This window comes from Providencia sp. PROV189, from assembly GCF_028480065.1.
Taxonomy (GTDB): Bacteria; Pseudomonadota; Gammaproteobacteria; order Enterobacterales; family Enterobacteriaceae; genus Providencia; species Providencia stuartii.
In genome coordinates this window covers 16,250-36,955 of record NZ_JAMPOG010000037.1, presented here as the reverse complement: position 1 = coordinate 36,955, position 20,706 = coordinate 16,250, and the positions used below count along the sequence as shown (strand labels likewise).

Genomic DNA, 20,706 nt, shown 5'->3' with positions numbered 1-20,706 from the left:
AAATGAAAATATTAAGTGATATTAATAACATAAAAGAATTATGTTCCAAGCAAATAAACATTGACAAAAATAAATTTTCAGATAAGGACAATCTGATAAAATTAGGTCTTGATTCAATTGGATTTATGCAATGTTTATATATTTTCCAAAAAAATGGTTATGCTATAACATTAAAAGATTTGTATTTAAATCCAACAATAAAAGGATGGTATAAAATATTAAAAAAATCAGATATAAATAAAAAAGAAAGAAAAGATAATATATATACACATAAAACAATAAAAAATGCTGGTGAGTTTTCACTTACACCTATACAACATGCCTATTTTGTCGGCCGTTTGAATAAACAAACTCTTGGTGGTGTTGCTTGCCAAATTTATCAAGAATTTGATGGCACCCCTAAATTTACTCCGGAAAGTCTAGAGAAAGCATTAGTATTATTATCAAAACGTCATCCCATGTTGAATATAGTATTTCACCAACAGGGTACACAATTTTGGTCTCCTAACCCAAATAGAAAATATGTTACATATCATGATTTTAGTAAATTACCAAAAGATGAGTATGAGAAAAAACTTTTACAATTACGGGAAAAATTAAGCCATCAGGTACTAAATGTTGAAAGCGGTCAGTTAATTGATTTTCACATGATATCGCTACCTAACAACAGATATCGTTTATGTACTAATATTGATATGTTGATTGCAGATGGTACAAGTTATTCATTACTCTTTACTGAACTTTGTTTATTATTGAGCGGAGAAATACTGCCTCAGTTAGATGAGCACTATGACTTTTACCATTATTTACAAGATAAAAAACAGTATGAAAACAAAGAATCAGCATATCAATATTGGAAAAATAAAATCCCAAACCTACCAGACTCTCCTCTTCTGCCATTATATATGGATCCAGAAAAAATAAATAAAATAAAAATTAAACGCCTTAGCTGGACATTTAGCTCAAAAGAATGGAAAAACTTTAGTAATTTGGCTAAAGAAAATAATATTACACCTTCCATTGCATTAGCAACCTGTTTCTCATCTGTACTTGCAAGATGGACTGGCCAAAATAGCTTATTACTCAACTTTACATTATTTGATAGAAAGCCATTAGCCCCTGCAGTTAATAATATTATAGCTGATTTTACTAATGTCATTCTTTTAGAAATGAAAACAGACAATCGACCATTAATTTCATTATCTAAAGACAATCAAAATACATTTATTGAAGCTTGGCAACATTCTGATTATTCTGGTATTGATATCATTAGAGACCTTCGTAAAAATGGCACCCATCCTTATGGGTGTCCTGTTGTCTTTACTAGCCATATTAATCAACCACTTATTGATAAAAATATAGAATCTGTATTAGGTTCTATAGGATGGGGAATATCACAAACCCCACAAGTTTGGCTTGATCACATGGCAATTAACAAAAGTGGAAATATTGTTTTACAGTGGGATTATAACAATGACTTGTTCCGGAATGATGTTATAACAACAATATTTGATGTTTATATTTCTCGTATACGCCAACTTGCCAACGATCCTAATGCCTGGATTGAAACCCAACCTGATTTAATTCCTAAAAAACAATTAAAAAATAGAATATCAGTTATCAAAAAAGATAATTCACTATTACCACATACACTGCATAAGTCTATTTTCCATAATTATTCAAATTCATCAAAAATTGCTGTCATTGATATCGACTCTCAGGAATGGAGCTACAAAAAATTATTATCTAAAGCAACAATACTCAGTGATCAAATAATACAACAAGGTTATAAACCAGAAGACAGAATTGGTGTATGTATGCCAAAAGGAGTAGGGCAAATCATTAGCGTTCTGGCTATTTTATTAATGGGGGGAACTTATGTTCCGATTGATGTACTACAACCAGAAGAACGTATAAACCGCATTGCTAAAAATGCTCAGCTTTCATTACTCATCGTATCTGATAGCGATCCATCCTATTCAATCTATGCTACATTTTGTAACAGGATTGTTTGGCAAAAAGTTCAACCCTCCGAGAATAAACCACTACACAATATAGATATATCTCCTCATCAAGCAGCTTATGTTATTTATACTTCAGGTTCTACTGGAGAGCCTAAAGGTGTTGTTGTATCCCATGCCAGCGCAATGAATACCTGCCTTGATCTCAATCGGCGATATAACATTTCAGACAAAGATCGGGTACTTGCCATATCAGCACTACATTTTGATCTGTCTGTTTATGATATTTTCGGTGTTTTAAATGCCGGAGGGACTCTTGTATTAGTTAAAGAAGATGAGCGCCGTAATCCTGATGCATGGTTACGACTTATTAACCAACATAAAATAACACTTTGGAACAGCGTACCTGCACTGTTTGATATGTTACTAACCTATGCAGAAGGAATAGGGTCATCCATTCCACAATCGCTGCTATTAATCTATCTCTCTGGAGATTGGATTGGGCTTGATCTCCCGACACGTTACTATAATTTCTGCCCTGATGGACAAATAGTCGCCATGGGAGGTGCCACAGAAGCCGCTATTTGGTCTAACTATTTTAATGTCACAACATTAGACCCATCCTGGAGCTCGATACCTTATGGATATCCTTTATCCAACCAACGTTATCGTATTGTTAATGCTAGAGGAGAAGATTGCCCTGATTGGGTATCAGGAGAACTTTGGATTGGTGGTGCAGGCGTTGCGTTAGGCTACCTAAACGATCCCGAAAAAACAGCACAACAGTTTGTAAAACAAAATGGTGAAAATTGGTATAAAACAGGTGATATGGGAAGATATCTCCCTGGCGGTATACTTGAATTTTTAGGAAGACGTGACCGCCAAGTTAAGATTGGCGGATACCGTATAGAACCAGGGGAAATTGATGCTGCATTCAATAAGCTTCAGGGTGTGCAAAATGCGATTACACTATGCCTTGGTAATGGTAATAAAGAAAAAGCATTACACTCTTTTGTGATACTAAATTCGGGTAATTACCAGGATATTATCAGTTCAAATAGCACCTTTTCTCCCCTCTACTATCTGCGCTCAACCCCAATAAATGTACAACAACAATCCCAAGAAACGGCAATCATAGCTGGATTTTTATATGATTATCTTACTGAACAAAATATTGATTTCGACAACCTCTTGTCAGAAAAAAAATCAGCAGATGACCATAGCATTATCGCTAGCTATCAGTCATTAATGGCTAATTGGCTAAATTTAATAGCACAATATCCACAAACTACACTCAATTCCCCCCCAACTAATAGTACCCAGCGAACGCTAATAGAAAATTTGCAGCGCCACAAAAACAATTTAACAGACATACTCAAAGGTAAAAAATCAGCTCTAACACTATTTGATGATCCCTATTGGTCACCAGAACAAGTCACTATGCGTATTGATGGAATGCACTACTCCTTAGAAAATTTACTACAACAAATAAGAGAACTTCATCATTCACTAAAAAGGCCAATAAAAATCATTCAATTAGGTGCTAGAAGCGGTATTTCAGCAAATTATATTCTGCAACGATTACCCACTAATATGGTTACCCTACTGCTAACTGATGAGTCTCTTTCAATGGTAACGCAAGCTAACCAAAATTTATCAGATTATCAAAATAGTTATGCTGAGCCTCTTACAGAAGTATTTCTTCATAAAAATCGATATAGTGCAGATATCATTTGGATGAACAATTATCTTCATCGATTAGACAGCCCACAAAAAGAGATACAAAAATTCGTTTCACTCTGTGCTCCGAGTGGAATGATTTTTATACAAGAAGTGTTACATGCCCCTGCACAATCACTGATAAGCATCTCTTTATTACAACAAAATGGTAGTGATCCTGCTGATGAATTATTAACAGCAAAAAAATGCAAAGATATCTTTAGCGCTTCTACTGCGACTTATAAAAGTGAAGGAGTTAACGGCGAAATATTGACACAGTTATACCAAGCACCAGAAAAAATTTATTTACCAGATAAAAATAAGCTAGAGCATGATTTGCGCCAATTTTTACCAGACTATATGATCCCAAAACATATTTATTTTCTAACTGAGTTCCCCTTAACCGCAAATGGCAAAATAGATAACCAATCATTAAAATTGTATTGTCAGGAATACCAAGAAGAATACCTAAATCAACAACCTATCAATGGTAAAGAACAGATCATCATAACAATATGGCAAAAGCTCCTTGGCACCAACAAGATACACCGTCACAGTCATTTCTTTCGTGAAGGGGGAGATAGCCTAGTTGCTATTCGATTGATCTCTGATTTAAACCATATTGGCTACCAAGTTGAACTGGAGCATATCTTTGCTTATCCGATCCTTTCTGATTTTGCACAAAATATAAAGCAGAGCGAAGTTTTCGAAAAACAGCCAGCAATTTCACATAACGAGGCGTATAGATACAATCCATTTCCACTCACTGATATTCAGCAAGCTTACTTAGTTGGACGGCAAAATAATTTTACACTTGGGGGTGTTGGTACACATTTTTTTGTCCATTTTATAGCGGAAAATTTAGATGTACCTAAATTAGAACGTACAATTAATCAGTTGATTTCTCGTCATGATATGTTACGTGGTGTCATTATTAATGGACAACAACAAGTACTTAAAAAAGTTCCTTATTATTCCGTTAAAACGCATTATATCCCTACAGAAAAAAGTGACGCTTTTCTAGTATTACGAGCTCAACTTGCTAACATTGTTTATGATCCAGAAATTTGGCCTTTATTTACTATTCAAGTTATCAAGACCAAAGAACAACCAGATCATATTTTTATTAGCCTTGATAACTTATTCCTTGATGGAATGAGTATGCAGATATTTTTCAGTGAGCTAAAAACACTGTATATGGAGCCAAATCACCAATTTATCCCTCTAGATATTACTTTTCGAGATTATATTGATTGTGATGCCTATCCGATTAACACACAAAATGATTGGGAATATTGGTTAACGCGTTTACCACAATTACCACCAGCCCCACAATTGCTACTAATAAAAGATCCAGCACAGATTGTGCAACCTCGCTTCTCGCGTTTACAAACATCATTATCTACTTCTGTTTGGCAAGCACTACAACAAGTTGCTCAGCAAAATAATGTTACGCCAGCAGCACTTTTGATTGCTGCTTATTGCGCCACATTATCCGCATGGAGTAAAAGCCCTGAGTTAACAATTAATTTGACATTATTTAATCGGCATCCTGTACATCCTCAAATAAATGAAGTACTTGGTGATTTTACCTCATTACAATTACTCGATTGGTATACCTGTGATCTTTGGTCAAACAGTATCTCAATGATGCAAAAACGTTTACATAAAGATATGCAACATCGTAGTGTTTCAGCCATTAAAGTAATGCGTGAAATGGCAATTCAACGACAGATGTCTCATATAGAGATACCTGTCGTTTTTACCTGTGCATTGGGCTATAAACATGATGAAGGTTTTCTTTCTCATCATTCATGGCTAAAACCTGTTTGGGGAATATCACAAACACCACAAACATGGCTAGATCATCAAGTATATGAGTCAGACGGTGAATTATATTTAAACTGGGATTTTGTCGAACAATTATTTGACTACACAACCATTTTTTCCATGTTCCAGCAATATGAACATATACTCACTAAACTGGCTACTGAACCACAATCTTGGCAATTGCCACTAAATAAACTTATACCAAGATGCAATAATCTCGTCATCACCCCAGTTTTCAATGCCAAAAATAATCAAAACACACATTATAAACAATCTACTGATACACAAAAAACAGGTCAGACAATACAAAAACTACAACAACTTGTTAAGCAAGTTATTGGAATAACGTTAGCACCTGAAACAAATTTTTTCGAAGCAGGTGCCAGCTCTTTACAATTGGTTCAACTTCATGCAGCACTACAAAAAAATGGCTATAGCCATATTACAATTACTGATCTGTTCGCTAGTCCAAATCTAAGTACATTAGCGCAATTGCTTTGGCAAAACACTTCACCAACATGTGAGCAATATTCCGACCGAGACAAACACAAAAACAAGAGAAAGAAACGGTTACAACTACGAACTCATAGTAGATAAAGGATATTAATCATGCTGAATTTTGAAACTTTCTATGGTAATAGTGAACCTATAGCTGTTATTGGTCTTTCTGGTCGCTTCCCTGATGCACAAAATATTGATCAATTTTGGCATAACATAATTAATAAACACGATAGCTCTCGTCTTTTTTCTGAAGAAGAACTAAAAGCCGCAGGTGTCGCTGAACAAACTTATCATTCACCTGATTTTGTTAATCGTGGCGCGCCGTTAGATGAAGCGGAATATTTTGACGCTACTCTATTTAATTATTCACGCTCAGAAGCTGAACTTATCGATCCCCAGCAAAGAATTTTTTTACAAGGTGCTTGGCATGCTTTAGAGCATGCTGGATATGCCCCTTGCAATATAACCATCAAAACAGGCGTTTTTGCTTCAGCAAGAATGAGCAGCTATCCTGCCCAGCAAGATTTAGCATTGCACAATATTGGCCATGTCCGTGGCATGCAAAAATTATTAGGGAATGATAAAGACTATCTCGCAACACGTATTGCATATAAATTAAATTTAACTGGTCCAGCATTAACTATACAAACCGCTTGTTCTAGCTCCTTAGTTGCCGTACATATGGCTTGTGAAAGTTTACGCTCTGGTGAATGCAGTATGGCTATTGCTGGTGGAATTGGTATCACATTTCCACAAACCGGTGGTTATCTATATCAGAAAGGCATGATCTTCTCACCAGATGGTATTTGTCGTCCTTTTGATGCAGAGGCAAACGGTACTTTTGCTGGTAATGGATTTGGTATTGTAGTGTTACGTCGTCTTGAAGATGCCTTAGTGGATGGAAACACAATTATTGCTGTATTACGTGGTAGTGCCATTAATAATGATGGTCATCAAAAAGCGGGATTCACAGCTCCCTCCGTAGCAGGCCAAGTTTCAGTTATTAGAGAAGCAATACAACTGGCCGATATTAAAAATGAAGATATTGAACTTATTGAAGCACACGCAACAGCTACACCATTAGGTGATCCAATTGAGTTTAGTGCATTATGTCAGGTTTTCGCTGATCGCTCTCTTACTGCTTCTAAATGCGCTATTGGCTCAGTTAAAGGCAATATCGGACATCTGGATACAGCAGCAGGTATCACTGGCCTAATTAAAACGATATTAGCGGTAAATAAAGCACTTATTCCTCCATCTATGCATTTTAATCACCCAAATCCTCAATTACAAATAGAAAAAAGCCCGTTCTACATTCCTAAAAACCCTAAAGCTTGGTCTAGCAGAATACGAACTGCTGGTGTTTCTTCATTTGGTATTGGTGGAACAAACTGTCATATCATTGTGCAATCATTGCCTGACTCATTAGTATCAATCAAACCTGAACAAGAGGTAGACAATAATTTTGAATACTCATTATTGCTTAGTGCCGCCACAAAAGAGAGTCTAAAAAAACTTGCTGGTGATTATGCACCATTAATAAAAATTACCCCAGCAAACATTCTGGCTCATAATGCATTACAGCAAAGACAACTCAACTTACCATGGCGCTTATCTATCCCCTTAACAAGTGAGAGTGATATTTCACTGTTAGCTTTCTCTCAAGGAAGTGCTGATTCTTTAATACAATATGGTCATACATCAACAAATAAGAAAATAGCGTGGCTATTTTCTGGTATGGGATCACAATATCCTGCTATGGGTAAAGTGATGTACCAACATTCAACAACATTTGCCGAAACAATCGATCGTTGTGAGCAAGCATGCCTGCAACACTTAACATTTCCGTTAAAAGAAGTCATGTTTGGCCTACATAGCGATAAACTTGTTAATGCCAGTTATATTCAAGCGGCTATTGTCGCCTATGAAATCGCAATGGCAGCACATTGGCGAGCAATCGGTATTTTACCTGAAATAATTGTAGGTCATTCTTGCGGAGAATATGCCGCAGCCGTTATCGCTGGTTTCTATACAATCGAACAAATGATGCCACTTGCTGTATATAGTGGACAATTAATGGAAAGTCATGTTAATGGTGAAATGATTGCTGTATTTGCAGAATATCAAGATATTCAAATCATTGCTAAACAATGTCATGTTGAATTAGCTGCAATTAATGGCCATAACAACTTATCATTCGCGGGGCAACCCGATGATATGCAAAAGTTTACTCAAATATTGAAAGCAAAGAATATTCGATTTAGAGAAATGAATAACGTGTGTGCTGCTCATACCTCTTATATTGATAATATTCTTGATCAATTGATGGAATTTACTGAGTCATTATCAGCCTCACAAGGAAAAATAGCCTTAGTCTCAGGCTATACAGGGCAATTAATTTCTCAAAAAGAACTTCAACATCCATCATATTGGGCTCAGCAACTACGCAATACAGTTATGTATCAAGATGCAATACAAACGTTAGTCAATCATGGTGTCACCCATGCTATGGAATTAGGACCAACTTCTGTATTAAGTGATCTTGGTGAACGTGAAGGCATTACTGAGATTAGTTGGATACCAACTGCCAGAATGGGAGTTGATGAAATTCAGATGAAACAACAGGCTGCAACAACCCTATTTATTGCAGGCTATGATTTACCATGGCAGTCACTGTTTAAAACTCAAGGAAGTTATATACCATTACCTCTCTATCCCTTTGAAAAACAATATTATTGGTATGAAAAAAAGGATAGTGAAAAATATCAACCACAAAAAAGCGCATTTGATTTACCTATTAGCCAAGGTCGTGAAACGGCATTAAAAGCGCTTACAACACTCGATCTTCCTCGTTTAAACTCATTTAATTCAACACTTACCACTTTACATAATTATTACGTCGATAAAATGATATGCTCGTGTTTAGGCCATGAGTTGAATACCCCCATGTCTGTAATCGATATTATGCGAGCAGGACGCATTTTACCCCGCTATTATCAATTATTAGTACGTTTATTAGAGGCCTGTGTTGAGGATGGATATTATATTTACCAACAGATAAATCAGCACAACTACTATAAAAAAATAAAATCTATTTCTAGTGATAAATTACCATTATTATTCCATCAATTACAATTAGATAGCGAAGGTCTTCAATCTATTCCTGACACCGTCAAGCGAGCAGGAGAGCAACTCTACGATATGATGACAGGCGTGATTGAACCTGTTTCAGTGATCTTTCCTGAAGGTGCATCTCAAGGTGTTGAAGTTCTCTATCAAGATTTTAGTTTTGGTCGTTATTTTAACCAAATTGCTGCCGCGGTACTTAAAGGATTACTTTCTCACTACCAGCCCACTGTGGCTAAGCCTTTGCGAATTATTGAAGTCGGTGGTGGCACGGGAGGAACCACCTCTTGGCTGCTACCTATTTTATCAACCATACAACATGTTGAATACGAATTTACCGATATTTCACCTATCTTCACCCGACGTGCCGCACAAAAATTTAGTCAATATTCATTTGTTAACTATCGAGAGTTCAATTTACAACAATCCCCTGAAATACAAGGTTTTCAATCTGATTATTATGACATTATTATTGCTGCTAATGTTATTCATGCCACTCAACATATTGGAGATACATTAACTGCTCTTCGTACTTTACTGCGTTCCAATGGTCATTTGCTTATGCGCGAAATAACCAAACAAGCTCGCTTATTTGATTTTGTTTTTGGCCCACTGGTGTTACCCCTCCATGATGAAAAGATCCGTAAAGGAAAACTATTTTTATCACCAGAATTATGGCATCAACAGTGTCGCTTAGCAGGATTTCAACATATTCGCTGGTTACCTGATGCATTACCAGAAACCAAAGATATGTGTGAACATATTATTCTCGCCAGTGTTTCGACAGAAAACGATCACTTTGATCAAGAGTTACCTAGTGACACCAAGATACAACAAAGTTCACACTACCAATGGCAATTAACACCTTGTGTGGAACAAGATCTTATCAAGCCAACATTAATATTTAACCATCAACAAACATTGCCTTCTGAAATCACAGCTATTTTATCCGCTATTGGATGTCTTTCTGAACAGGGCGAAAATCAATTAATCGTTGCCAACCTTGCAGATCCTTTAATTATCGCCGAGCAGATCCGCCAAATATTACTGTCATCGTCTGATGGGTTTGTTGTTATCACGCAACAAGCCTGGGCATTAACTGCCATAGAAACGGTTAATCCAGCACAACGTAGTATTCGAAGTTTATTAAAAACTATTCAAAAAGAATATAGCTCAAGGTTAATTGCCATTGTTGATTTAGGTATAAATGCCTCATGGTCTGAATTAGTTCCTGCTTTTATACAAATAGAACAAGGTAATAATGAAATTATTGTTCGTAACCATTGCTGCTACTTACCACAATTAACCCCACTGCCCTCATCTTCTACGATCATAGCGCAGAACATCATGGTATCCCCGCGCTGGCATATTATTACTGGTGGTTTTGGAGGCTTAGGTCGAATTACAGCAAGTTGGTTAGTAAGGCAAGGTGCTAAACGTATCGCTATTTTGGCACCACGAGCTGATAGCAGCGCATTAGATTGGATGAATAACTTACAGAAATCTAACCAGCTAGAAATAAAATGGCTAACATGTGATTGTCGTGATAACGCTCAATGTCATGCAGCACTCACTCAGCTTGAAAATGAAGGTGGCATTGAGGGGCTTATACACAGTGCAGGTATTTTGGATGATGCACTTATGACACAACTCACCCCTAAGCGTATGTCTGACGTATTTTCTGTTAAAGCGATATCTGCCAAGCAATTTTGTGATGCTTTAGAAAAAACAGATGCCAGTTACCTTATTTTATACTCCTCTGCCGCTGCAACTATAGGCTCTGAAGGACAAGCAGCTCATTCCCTCGCTTGTGGATATTTAGATGGATTAGCTGAATATGCACGTCGCAATATCAAGGGATTAACCGTCATTTCTATCGCTTGGGGGGCATGGCAAAGTGTTGGCTTTGTGGCAGAAAAACAACTCCATGATAAATTACAACACAAAGGTATGAGTACGCTTACTACTGAGGAAGGACTGGCACATTTAGATGCTTGTCTGCTAGATAATACCTCTTGTCGCCTTGCAATGCGCTTAGCGACTCCACCTTTAATGACACAAAAAACGCCTTTATTTCATCAGACTAATCATAATGATCATTATGATAACCATGAAATTAATCACACTCGCCAGCTTTGTGAAACCCCAACTCAAACGGATCAAACAGAGCCGGTAAGCCCTAACAGGGTTGATTATCGCGTTGGTGATAACTTAGAACAGTGGCTAACAGCATGTATCAAACAACTGTTGCGTCTTGGTGATGAACATATTGATACTCACATTGAACTATTCCAATTAGGACTAGATTCTCTCTCTTTCCTCGATCTCAGTGCGGAAATTAAGAAACAGTTTGCGGTCAATATTGACGCTGAACAATCTTATGATGATATGACTATTGCTGGTTTAGCCTCAGTTATTCGAACCGCAGCACCTGAGAAATTTACTGTGACAGAAGCACTCCATAATCAAGACAACATTTCCCACACAATGGAGTCAGAACGATATGCCCCATTTCCATTAACACCAATTCAACACGCCTATTGGATCGGACGTAAAAACCTCTTTAACTACGGAGGCGTTGCTTGCCATGCAATTTTTGAATGGGATTGTCAACGCCATATATGGGAGCCGGCCTCACTTGAAAAAGCTTGGAATAAAGTTATTCAGCGTCATGATATGTTGAGAATGATCATAGATGATGATGGACAACAACGTATCTTAAAAGAAGTTCCTTATTTTCATTTTATTCAACATGACCTAACAAATTTAACCCAACAAGAGCAACAAGAGAGCCTAACACAGATAAGGGAAGCCCTTTCTTATCGGGTATTACCGACTGAGTCATGGCCATTATTTGAAGTTGAAATTTCTTGGCTAAATAACGATTGTTACAGATTACATATCAATCTAGATTTACTGCAGTTTGATACCATGAGCTTTAAAATTCTGTTTGATGATCTATTTAACGCCTATTCAGGACAAGAATTAATACCACAAACATTTACCTTCCGCGACTACTGCTTAAAAAATCAAACAAATCGTAACAGTGATGAGTGGAAAATGGCATGGTGTTACTGGCAGGATCTATTATCTGATTTACCTTCTGCCCCATATTTACCGATAAAGAATTCATCCATTACTGAACAACCTCGTTTTACGACTTTCCAACATCATGTTTCTATAGCGCAATGGGACAAATTAAAACAGAGGTGGAAAAAGCATGGTATTACACCATCAGCAGGGCTTTTAACACTTTTTGCTTTAGTTTTAGGTCGCTGGACAAAATACCCAGCCTTTACACTAAACTTAACTTTCTTTAATCGTCAACCATGGCACCCAGATGTTACACAACTTATTGGTGATTTTACCTCTGTACTCCCTATAGATATTTATCTAGATAACGACTGTACATTAAATGAGTCAATGGCAAAAATACAGCGCAGACTTTGGCAACATTTAAGTAAGTCCCAAGTAAATGGTGTAGAGATTTTACGTGAATGGGGACGCTATAAAGGGGATAGTAGCCAATCTCTGTTACCTATTGTATTTACTAGCATGTTAGGTATGACACTAGATGGTGACAATATTGATGAAGCATTAAATCAGCTTTTCGGCCAACCCGTATATAGCTTCGCGCAAACACCTCAAGTTTGGTTAGATCACCAAGTAATGGAAGGAAAAGAGGGGCTAACATTAAATTGGTTCTGCATGGATGACATCTTTGCTGACGGTTTATTAACAATGATGTTCTCTGATTATCAAAGCTTGATCACTCAATTATGCCAAGATGAAGATAATAATCAATCAGTTGATAAGATTATTGCGCAACTTCCTTCATATCAACATTTAGCAATAGATAATCACCTCCAATCACGCTATCAACAACTCGAGCAAACATTGGAAAATCATCCGCAAATCAAACGTGCTCATGCTATGGTAATGGTAAAAGACGATACGAAAGTAGAGCCTCCTCTACAATTACTGTTTGAAGCCTCTTCTGATATTCCACTATCCGTTATTAAACAGCCCAATTGGTTACCTAATTTACTTTCGCCATCAGCTTCACTCAGTGACATTATTGAAAAGAGTTGGCAACGATTTGAGGAACGAGCACGGTATGGCATATGTCACACACTGTATCGAAATGCTCTTTTTACCGAGCTAAACACACCAATCACCCTAGCTGAAATAGTGGCTCGTTTAAAAGCAAAGCCTCAGTATGAGAGGCTACTTAGTCAGTGGCTAGATTTATTATGCCTGCATCACTTATTAACCAAAGAGGGTGATCAGTTTTATGCCACAACACAGTTTATTAACTTATGTTTATCTGCCCCAGTATTTCAACAACCTGTTAATGATTGGGAATATGTACTTTGGGATTACCTTGAACAATCACTAACCCAACATGAATTACTCTTTAGTGGTAAGGTTTCTCCTCTTTCACTACTTTTTAATTCAGATGAAATTACCACAGCACTATACGCCAAACACCCTGCACTAAATTATTTAAATCAATGTGCAAAAGATATTGTTAGTGCAATGGTTGGTGCAACATCTTCACTCAATATTTTAGAAATAGGGGCAGGTACAGGAGCTACCACTCAAGGTATAGTCGCAGTACTTAAGAATACGCATTACTCATACACCTTTACTGATATATCACATTACTTCCTTGATAAAGCGCGAAAAAAATTCACTGCTGTAGGAGAAATGCGCTATCAACTCTTTGATATTAATGCACCAATACAATTTTCTCATCATCCAGATAATGGCTATGATCTGATCATTGCATCTAATGTATTACATGATGCATCACATATCGGCCACGCACTAAAACGGATTAGAAGCCTGTTAAAACCTCAAGGCTATTTATTATTTATCGAAGCAACCGAGTGTCAAAGTGCTATGCAAATGGCGACTGTTGGCTTTATTGAGGGATTAAGTGCATATCAAGATAAGCGTATATTGACGAATAAAGCGATGCTTGATAGTGAAAGTTGGCATGATATTTTAATCAATACTGGTTTTGAAACTATTGGTCAATGGCCCCAAACAGATTCCTCATCTTTGCGACAAACACTCTTTTTAGCCTCTCCCACTCGTGGAGGAAAACCTTATTTAGGTAAATTACGTGATTATTTATCTCATTCTCTTGATCAGAATATCGACTCTTTTGAGTTGTTCCAATGTGAAAATATTGAAGCAACCCTTAATGGCATAGCAACATCATCCGCTCAAGAGCTAAATGAACAGATACAACCTGTTGCAATACCTGATGTACCAACCAATATGATTAATGAAATCATTGCATTATGGTCTGAGTTATTAGGTCGTGAGGTCAATAGTACAAATGATTTCTTCCGTTCTGGAGGAGATAGTTTGATTGCAACCAAAATGATCAGCCAATTACATCAACGGGGATATCCAGCAACATTACAACAGATTTTTACCTATCCATGCTTAGCCGATTTTTGTGCTCATTTAGAGCAGGAAAAGCAATCTCAACGAGAGTACTCCTCTTTGATACCTCTAAGCGCTGTATCTGCTCCAAAACCTTACCACTACTTTATGGTACATGCTTCTGATGGTGATCCCGGTGTTTACCTACCTCTTGCTGAGTCGTTAAATAATACAGTGTGGGGATTAACAGTTACAGATGCTTCAAAACTAACTGATTTGGATACATTGTTATCATTACATTTATCTAGCATAAAAACAGCACAACAGACTGGCCCTTATATTCTTATTGGTTGGTCATATGGTGCTTTTATTGCCAGTTACCTTGCAGAACAACTCTCGCAACAAAATCATTCCGTATTATTAGTATTAATAGATCCCGTCTATCGACATGATTTTATTAAATTTTGTCATGATGACTCAGATAGTTCATCAGATGAAAATAAGCAGCTTGCATGCACTAAAAGACTTATGTCATTCCTACCTGAAAGTGACCTACCATTATCTGATGATATCGCCTGTTTATGGCTGGAAGCCACCAACCACCCAACAGAATGGACATCACCTGAAAAAGAGTGGTACCAACGATTACCGCCACATACCCAACATCACTATTTTTCAGGGGAGCACTGGTCAATACTGCAAGATCGCGCTACCAGCACACATCTGGCCGAAATCATTGATCAGTGGGTGCAACAAAAACTTTCTAATAACGGATATCCATCCGAAGGAGGTAATTAATGAAACCGGCAAAAAAAGTGGTGATTGTAGGCAGTAAATTTGGAGAGGTTTATCTCAATGCATTTATACAACCTCAAGACAAATGGCATCTTATTGGCCTTTTTTCCAAAGGTAGCACTCGTTCTCGAGAATTATCTAAAGCATTCGGTATTCCACTTTTTACTCGATTTGATCAACTACCTGAAAAAATAGATCTAGCTTGTATTGTTGTGCGATCAGCCATTGTTGGTGGCGAAGGTAGCCAACTTGCGCAAGCATTTTTACAACGGGGGATCTCGGTTGTACAGGAACATCCTGTACATCCTGATGAAATTACCAGACTACAATCATTAGCAGAAAAAATGCATTGCCACTATATCGTTAACAGCCTCTATCCACATAATAAAGCAGGACGTTTATGGATAGAAAACACACAGAAGATATATCAGCAAATACAACAACGACCAGTGTGGGGACAAATTATCACAAGCAGGCAATTAATTTATTCCGCCTTAGATATATATTGCCAAGCAATGAAATTACACCCTAATGATATTACAGTCACATTAGAAAAAGATAATACCCCGCTACAATTTCTACGACTATCCAACCCTACTGGTGATTTGCTTTTATGCCTACAAAAACATTTGTCATCTAACGATCCTGATCAGCATAGCCTCGTGATGCATCATATGATATTAGGCTGGCCAGCTGGTTATTTAACTCTCGCTGGAAGTTATGGGCCAGTAGAATGGAATAATGCGCTTTATATTCATCATCACCAAGATAGTAAAAAAGCCATGTATCAATCTCCTGCCACGATGGAGCTTGATGAACCACTGTTTCATTCATTTCATACTCCACCAAATAGTTGGCAGGATGTGATGGAATGTGAAGCACCAGAAGCTATTAATTACTTACTGGCAGAGATAGATAAATGCTGGCAATTACCTAATGATAAAAAACCAATGATTTTACAACCCCATTACCAATTAGCTTTATCTCAATTATGGATAAAAACATTGCAAACAGCAGGTAAAGCCATTGATGGCACAATTGCGCCATTTAAGCGAATGAACTTCACCAAAAGTAGTGGACGGAGAAAATAATGATAAAACAATCTCCCAAATATATTACTCCTTTAAATGAGCAAAATGTAAATAAAGACAATGCTAACCTATTGGTTTGCCCATTTGCTGGTGCCAGTAATAGTGCATTTAACTCGTGGAGATCTACCGATATTTCAGGGTTAAATTGTCAATTAGTTAATTACTCTGGCCATGGTTGCAGATTTAAAGAACCAGCCTTTAATGATATTGGGTTATTAGCCAATGAATTAATAACAATAATAAAGAAATTTTATCCACCACGGCATAATTCATTATTACTTTGCGGTCACAGTATGGGGGCCCAAGTTGCCTTTGAAACTGCTATTCAATTAGAAAAAAATGGCTGGGAATTATCTGGACTAATATTATCAGGCTGCCAAGCTCCTCATATTCAAGCAAGGAGATTACTGAGTGATTTAAATGATGATGACTTTATTCAACAATTAATTGCCATTGGTGGATGTGATGCTGAATTAATCAAGCAGCCACAGTTGTTAAAACAGTTTATGCCATTATTACGTGCTGATTTCCTTGCTACCGAGCGTTATTTTTTTCAAAAAAGCACTAAACGGCTTTTTCATACCCCTGTTTTATTAATGTATGGTAGTCATGATAGTGAAGCTGATAAAAACGAAGTTGAAGCATGGCAAGATTGGATAGATAAGCATTGCACTATTAATTGCATCGCTGGAGATCACTTTTATCCAATTACACGCCCAAATACTTTTTGTCGTTTTATTATTGATTTTTATCACCAATTTATCAATGATTAAATTGATTAGGTAATATATATGAATAAAACAATAGATACTTTGCCACTTAACTTTCGTATTTTAATAAAATTAGCCCCACTCCCTCTGATTAGTGGCATTATTATGGCAATAATCTCAACAATGCTAAGTTTAGCACCATTATGGATCATCTATAAAATCAGCCAGATTTGTTTTTCAACATCACCTAATATTCAACAAATAAATAATCTAGTTTATATCACTGTGATTATTTTAATTTTACGTTGGGGATTAATGGCAATAAGTCATATTGCCGCACATCGGGGTGCTTTTTATATTCAGCATCAATTACAACTCGCAATAGCTAAAAAAATCAGTAAAGTACCATTATCATTTTTTGCTCAATATGGCAGTGGAAATCTGCGACGTATTATCAATGATGATATAAAAAGCTTAGAAGGTTTTTTCGCACATATGCTACCTGATCTCGTCTCAGCCATAGTGACTCCCTTTATCGCTATTATATTACTTTTTTATGTAAATTGGCCTCTTGCCTTATTATCTCTAACCCCATTACCCATTGCTTTTATGGCTCAACTTCTCATGTTGCGTCGAGCCAATAAACAAACCAATGAGTGGATGAATATTCAGAAAAAAATTGCTAATGAAATAGGAGAATATATTAAAGGAATACGAGAAATAAAAGCGTTTAACTTAACCTCCCATACTTTTGGTAAATTATCTCAATCTATCAATTCCTCTGTTAAATGGATAAAAAATAATGTCAAAGCTAGTACAGGCTCTTGGATGGTATTTAGTGGGATATTAACAGCGAATCTCGTTATTATAGCACCAGTAGGTGGGTGGATGTATTTAAATCAAAATATTGATTTATCTACTTATATTTTATTTTTAATGACATCCCCCCTCGTACTTGCGCCGTTATTACGACTAACATTTGTGCTAGGAGAACAAGCTCAACGAAAACAAACCTTAAAACATATCAGTATGATCCTTGAACTTTCAGAGCATAAACAACATGATAAACATTTTACTCTCCCTAAAAATAGCGATATTACTTTTAAAGATGTCTGTTTGGATCATGGTGATAAACCGATATTAGAGAAAATTAGTTTTAATGCCCAAGCGGGTACAACAACTGCAATTGTAGGCCACAGTGGTGCAGGAAAATCCTCATTATTAAAACTAATTCCCCGTTTTTATGATTGTACTTCTGGCCAAATAAAAATAGGTCAATATGATATCAACTACTGGCCAGAAATTGATTTACTTTCTCAAATAAGTGTTGTTTTTCAAGATGTATATCTATTTCATGGAACTATTTTAGAAAATTTACTCATAGCAAATCCTAATGCCTTATTTGAGGATATTATCAAAGCAACTAAAGCAGCCAATATTCATCATGTTATTGAAAAACTCCCAGCAGGATATAATACATTAATTGGTGAACAAGGAAATAAACTTTCAGGTGGAGAGAAACAGCGATTATCAATTGCAAGAGCACTATTAAAAAACTCTCCAATCCTACTTCTCGATGAAATTACTGCCAATGTTGATGCTGAAAATGAAATTTTGATCTATCGCGCATTAAAGAGTCTATGCCAGAATCGGACTGTTATTATGATCACTCATAACCTACATACTATTATTAACGCAGATAAAATTATTGTGCTTGATAATGGAAAGATTATTGATACAGGTACACACACCCATTTATTAAACCAATGCCCAACCTATCAAAAATTATGGAATGATTATAGTCACACTATTCATTGGCAATTAATCCAGGAGAATAATAATGATTAAAGAATTAATTAAATCAGGTTATTTGCTTTCTAATAAAAAAGATAAAGATTTAATGGTGGGTCTATGCCTTGCCGTAGTTGAAGGTCTTTTTGCTACTATTCCGTATATTCTACTCTATTTTTTATTAATTGATCTTTTTGCCAATAAAATCACACTAGCTCAGTTATTTTATTACTTTTTATCAATACTCTTATCTATTGTTCTGCGTATTGTCATTGGTACTTATAGTATGCCAATGATTTTTATTGGTGCTTATAAAATGATGGGACAAGCCCGTCTAAGAATAGCCGATCATTTACGAAAAATCCCGATTGGCTGGTTTTCTTCTCAACGCAGTGGTGATCTTGCATCACGGCTTACTGCTGATTTAGAGATCATTGAAAATATCTGGTCACATTTCTTAGGAATGTTTATCAGTACTTTAGCGATGCCTGTTTTTCTCTCACTATTCTTAGTATGGGTAGATTGGCAACTCACTTTAATTATATTATTTTCTATTCCAATCGCTCTGTTCGCATTATCCATAAGCCATAAAATAATGTTAAAAGCTGCACAACAGGCAGCTGATGCTAATGCCAATGTACAATCCGAATTACTCGATTATATCCAAGGAATTATGGTTATTCGTAGTTTTGGGCGACTTGGTCCTGCATGGAAAAAACTAAAAGCAGCCTTAGAAACACAAAATAAAACCCAAATAGTTCTAGATTCCAAGCCTGCCCCTTGGATTGCACTTTATGGTTTTATTCTTGAATCAGGTTTTATTTTATTAATGATAATAGGAACAAGCCGTTTAATTAGTGGCTCACTTTCTCCTTCTCAATTCGTTTTTTTCCTTGTATTAGCACTCCCCATTTATCGACAATTCTTTGATTTAGGATTATCCAGTATGTTGTTAAATTATGCACAAAAATCATTACAACGCATAGAAGAAGTAATGAAAGTGGTTCCACTTTCTGAGCCTAAATATACTCAATTACCAATAAGAACAGATATCTATTTTAACAATGTAAGCTTTATTTATCCTTATAATAGTCAATTAACATTAGATAATATATCTTGCTGTTTTCCTGAAAAAAGCTTTACTGCTATTGTTGGCCCTAGTGGCTCAGGGAAAAGCACTTTACTACAGCTTATTTCTCGTCTATGGGATGTTAACCAAGGTGAAATATTGCTAGATGATATTAATATTAACCAAATAAATTCCGATAAACTCTGTTCATATGTATCTTCTGTTTATCAAGATGTCGTTTTATTTTCAGGAACAATTAAAGATAATATTTTAATGGGAAAAACAGATGCTCACGATGATGAAATAATAACTGCAGCTAAATTAGCTAATGCACATGAGTTTATTATACAAAAACCACAAAATTATGATACTCCTATTGGTTACGGTGGTATGTTACTCTCAGGTGGAGAACGTCAACGTCTTTCTCTTGCTAGAACTTTATTAAAAAATGCACCAATTTTACTGATCGACGAAGCAACATCGAGTATCGATTGTTCATCAGAAGTATTAATTCAACAAGCTTTATCATTGTTATCAAAAGATAAGACAATCATTATGATTGCCCATCGATTAAATAGCATTAAAAATGCCGATAACATTATCGTAATGGAAAATGGAAAAATAGCAGAACAAGGAAAACATGCTGAGTTACTTGCAAAAAATGGCTTATATGCACATTTATGGTTACAACAGAAAGCGTTATGCTAATAGCC

The 20,706-nt window shown here is 36.3% G+C and carries 6 protein-coding genes; all 6 read left to right on the top strand.

What is annotated here, in order from left to right; genetic code table 11:
* The first annotated feature begins 2 nt into the window (after window positions 1-2).
* Genes PR833_RS17590 through PR833_RS17565 form a run of 6 tightly spaced genes read left to right on the top strand, consistent with a single transcriptional unit; the run spans window position 3 to window position 20,701 of the window.
* Window positions 3-6,107 (top strand): non-ribosomal peptide synthetase, encoded by a 6,105-nt coding sequence (locus PR833_RS17590; protein WP_272526384.1) that lies wholly within the window; start codon window positions 3-5, stop codon window positions 6,105-6,107.
* A 12-nt stretch (window positions 6,108-6,119) separates the two neighbouring features.
* Window positions 6,120-15,335, top strand: coding sequence for a type I polyketide synthase (locus tag PR833_RS17585; protein ID WP_017827831.1), 9,216 nt, complete (start codon window positions 6,120-6,122; stop codon window positions 15,333-15,335).
* On the top strand, window positions 15,335-16,423 hold the full coding sequence (locus PR833_RS17580) for a Gfo/Idh/MocA family oxidoreductase (protein ID WP_000801189.1): 1,089 nt from the start codon (window positions 15,335-15,337) through the stop codon (window positions 16,421-16,423). Before PR833_RS17585 ends, PR833_RS17580 begins: the two co-directional genes overlap by 1 nt.
* Window positions 16,423-17,196 carry a thioesterase II family protein gene (locus tag PR833_RS17575; RefSeq protein ID WP_004239723.1) on the top strand — a complete coding sequence of 258 codons (774 nt, stop codon included), beginning with the start codon at window positions 16,423-16,425 and terminating at the stop codon, window positions 17,194-17,196. The genes PR833_RS17580 and PR833_RS17575 overlap by 1 nt, the downstream gene beginning before the upstream one ends.
* Before the next feature lie 18 nt (window positions 17,197-17,214).
* Window positions 17,215-18,981, top strand: coding sequence for an ABC transporter ATP-binding protein (locus PR833_RS17570; protein ID WP_001044024.1), 1,767 nt, complete (start codon window positions 17,215-17,217; stop codon window positions 18,979-18,981).
* Window positions 18,974-20,701, top strand: a complete 1,728-nt coding sequence (locus tag PR833_RS17565) for an ABC transporter ATP-binding protein (protein WP_000588838.1) — start codon at window positions 18,974-18,976, stop codon at window positions 20,699-20,701. The genes PR833_RS17570 and PR833_RS17565 overlap by 8 nt, the downstream gene beginning before the upstream one ends.
* Window positions 20,702-20,706 lie beyond the last annotated feature (5 nt).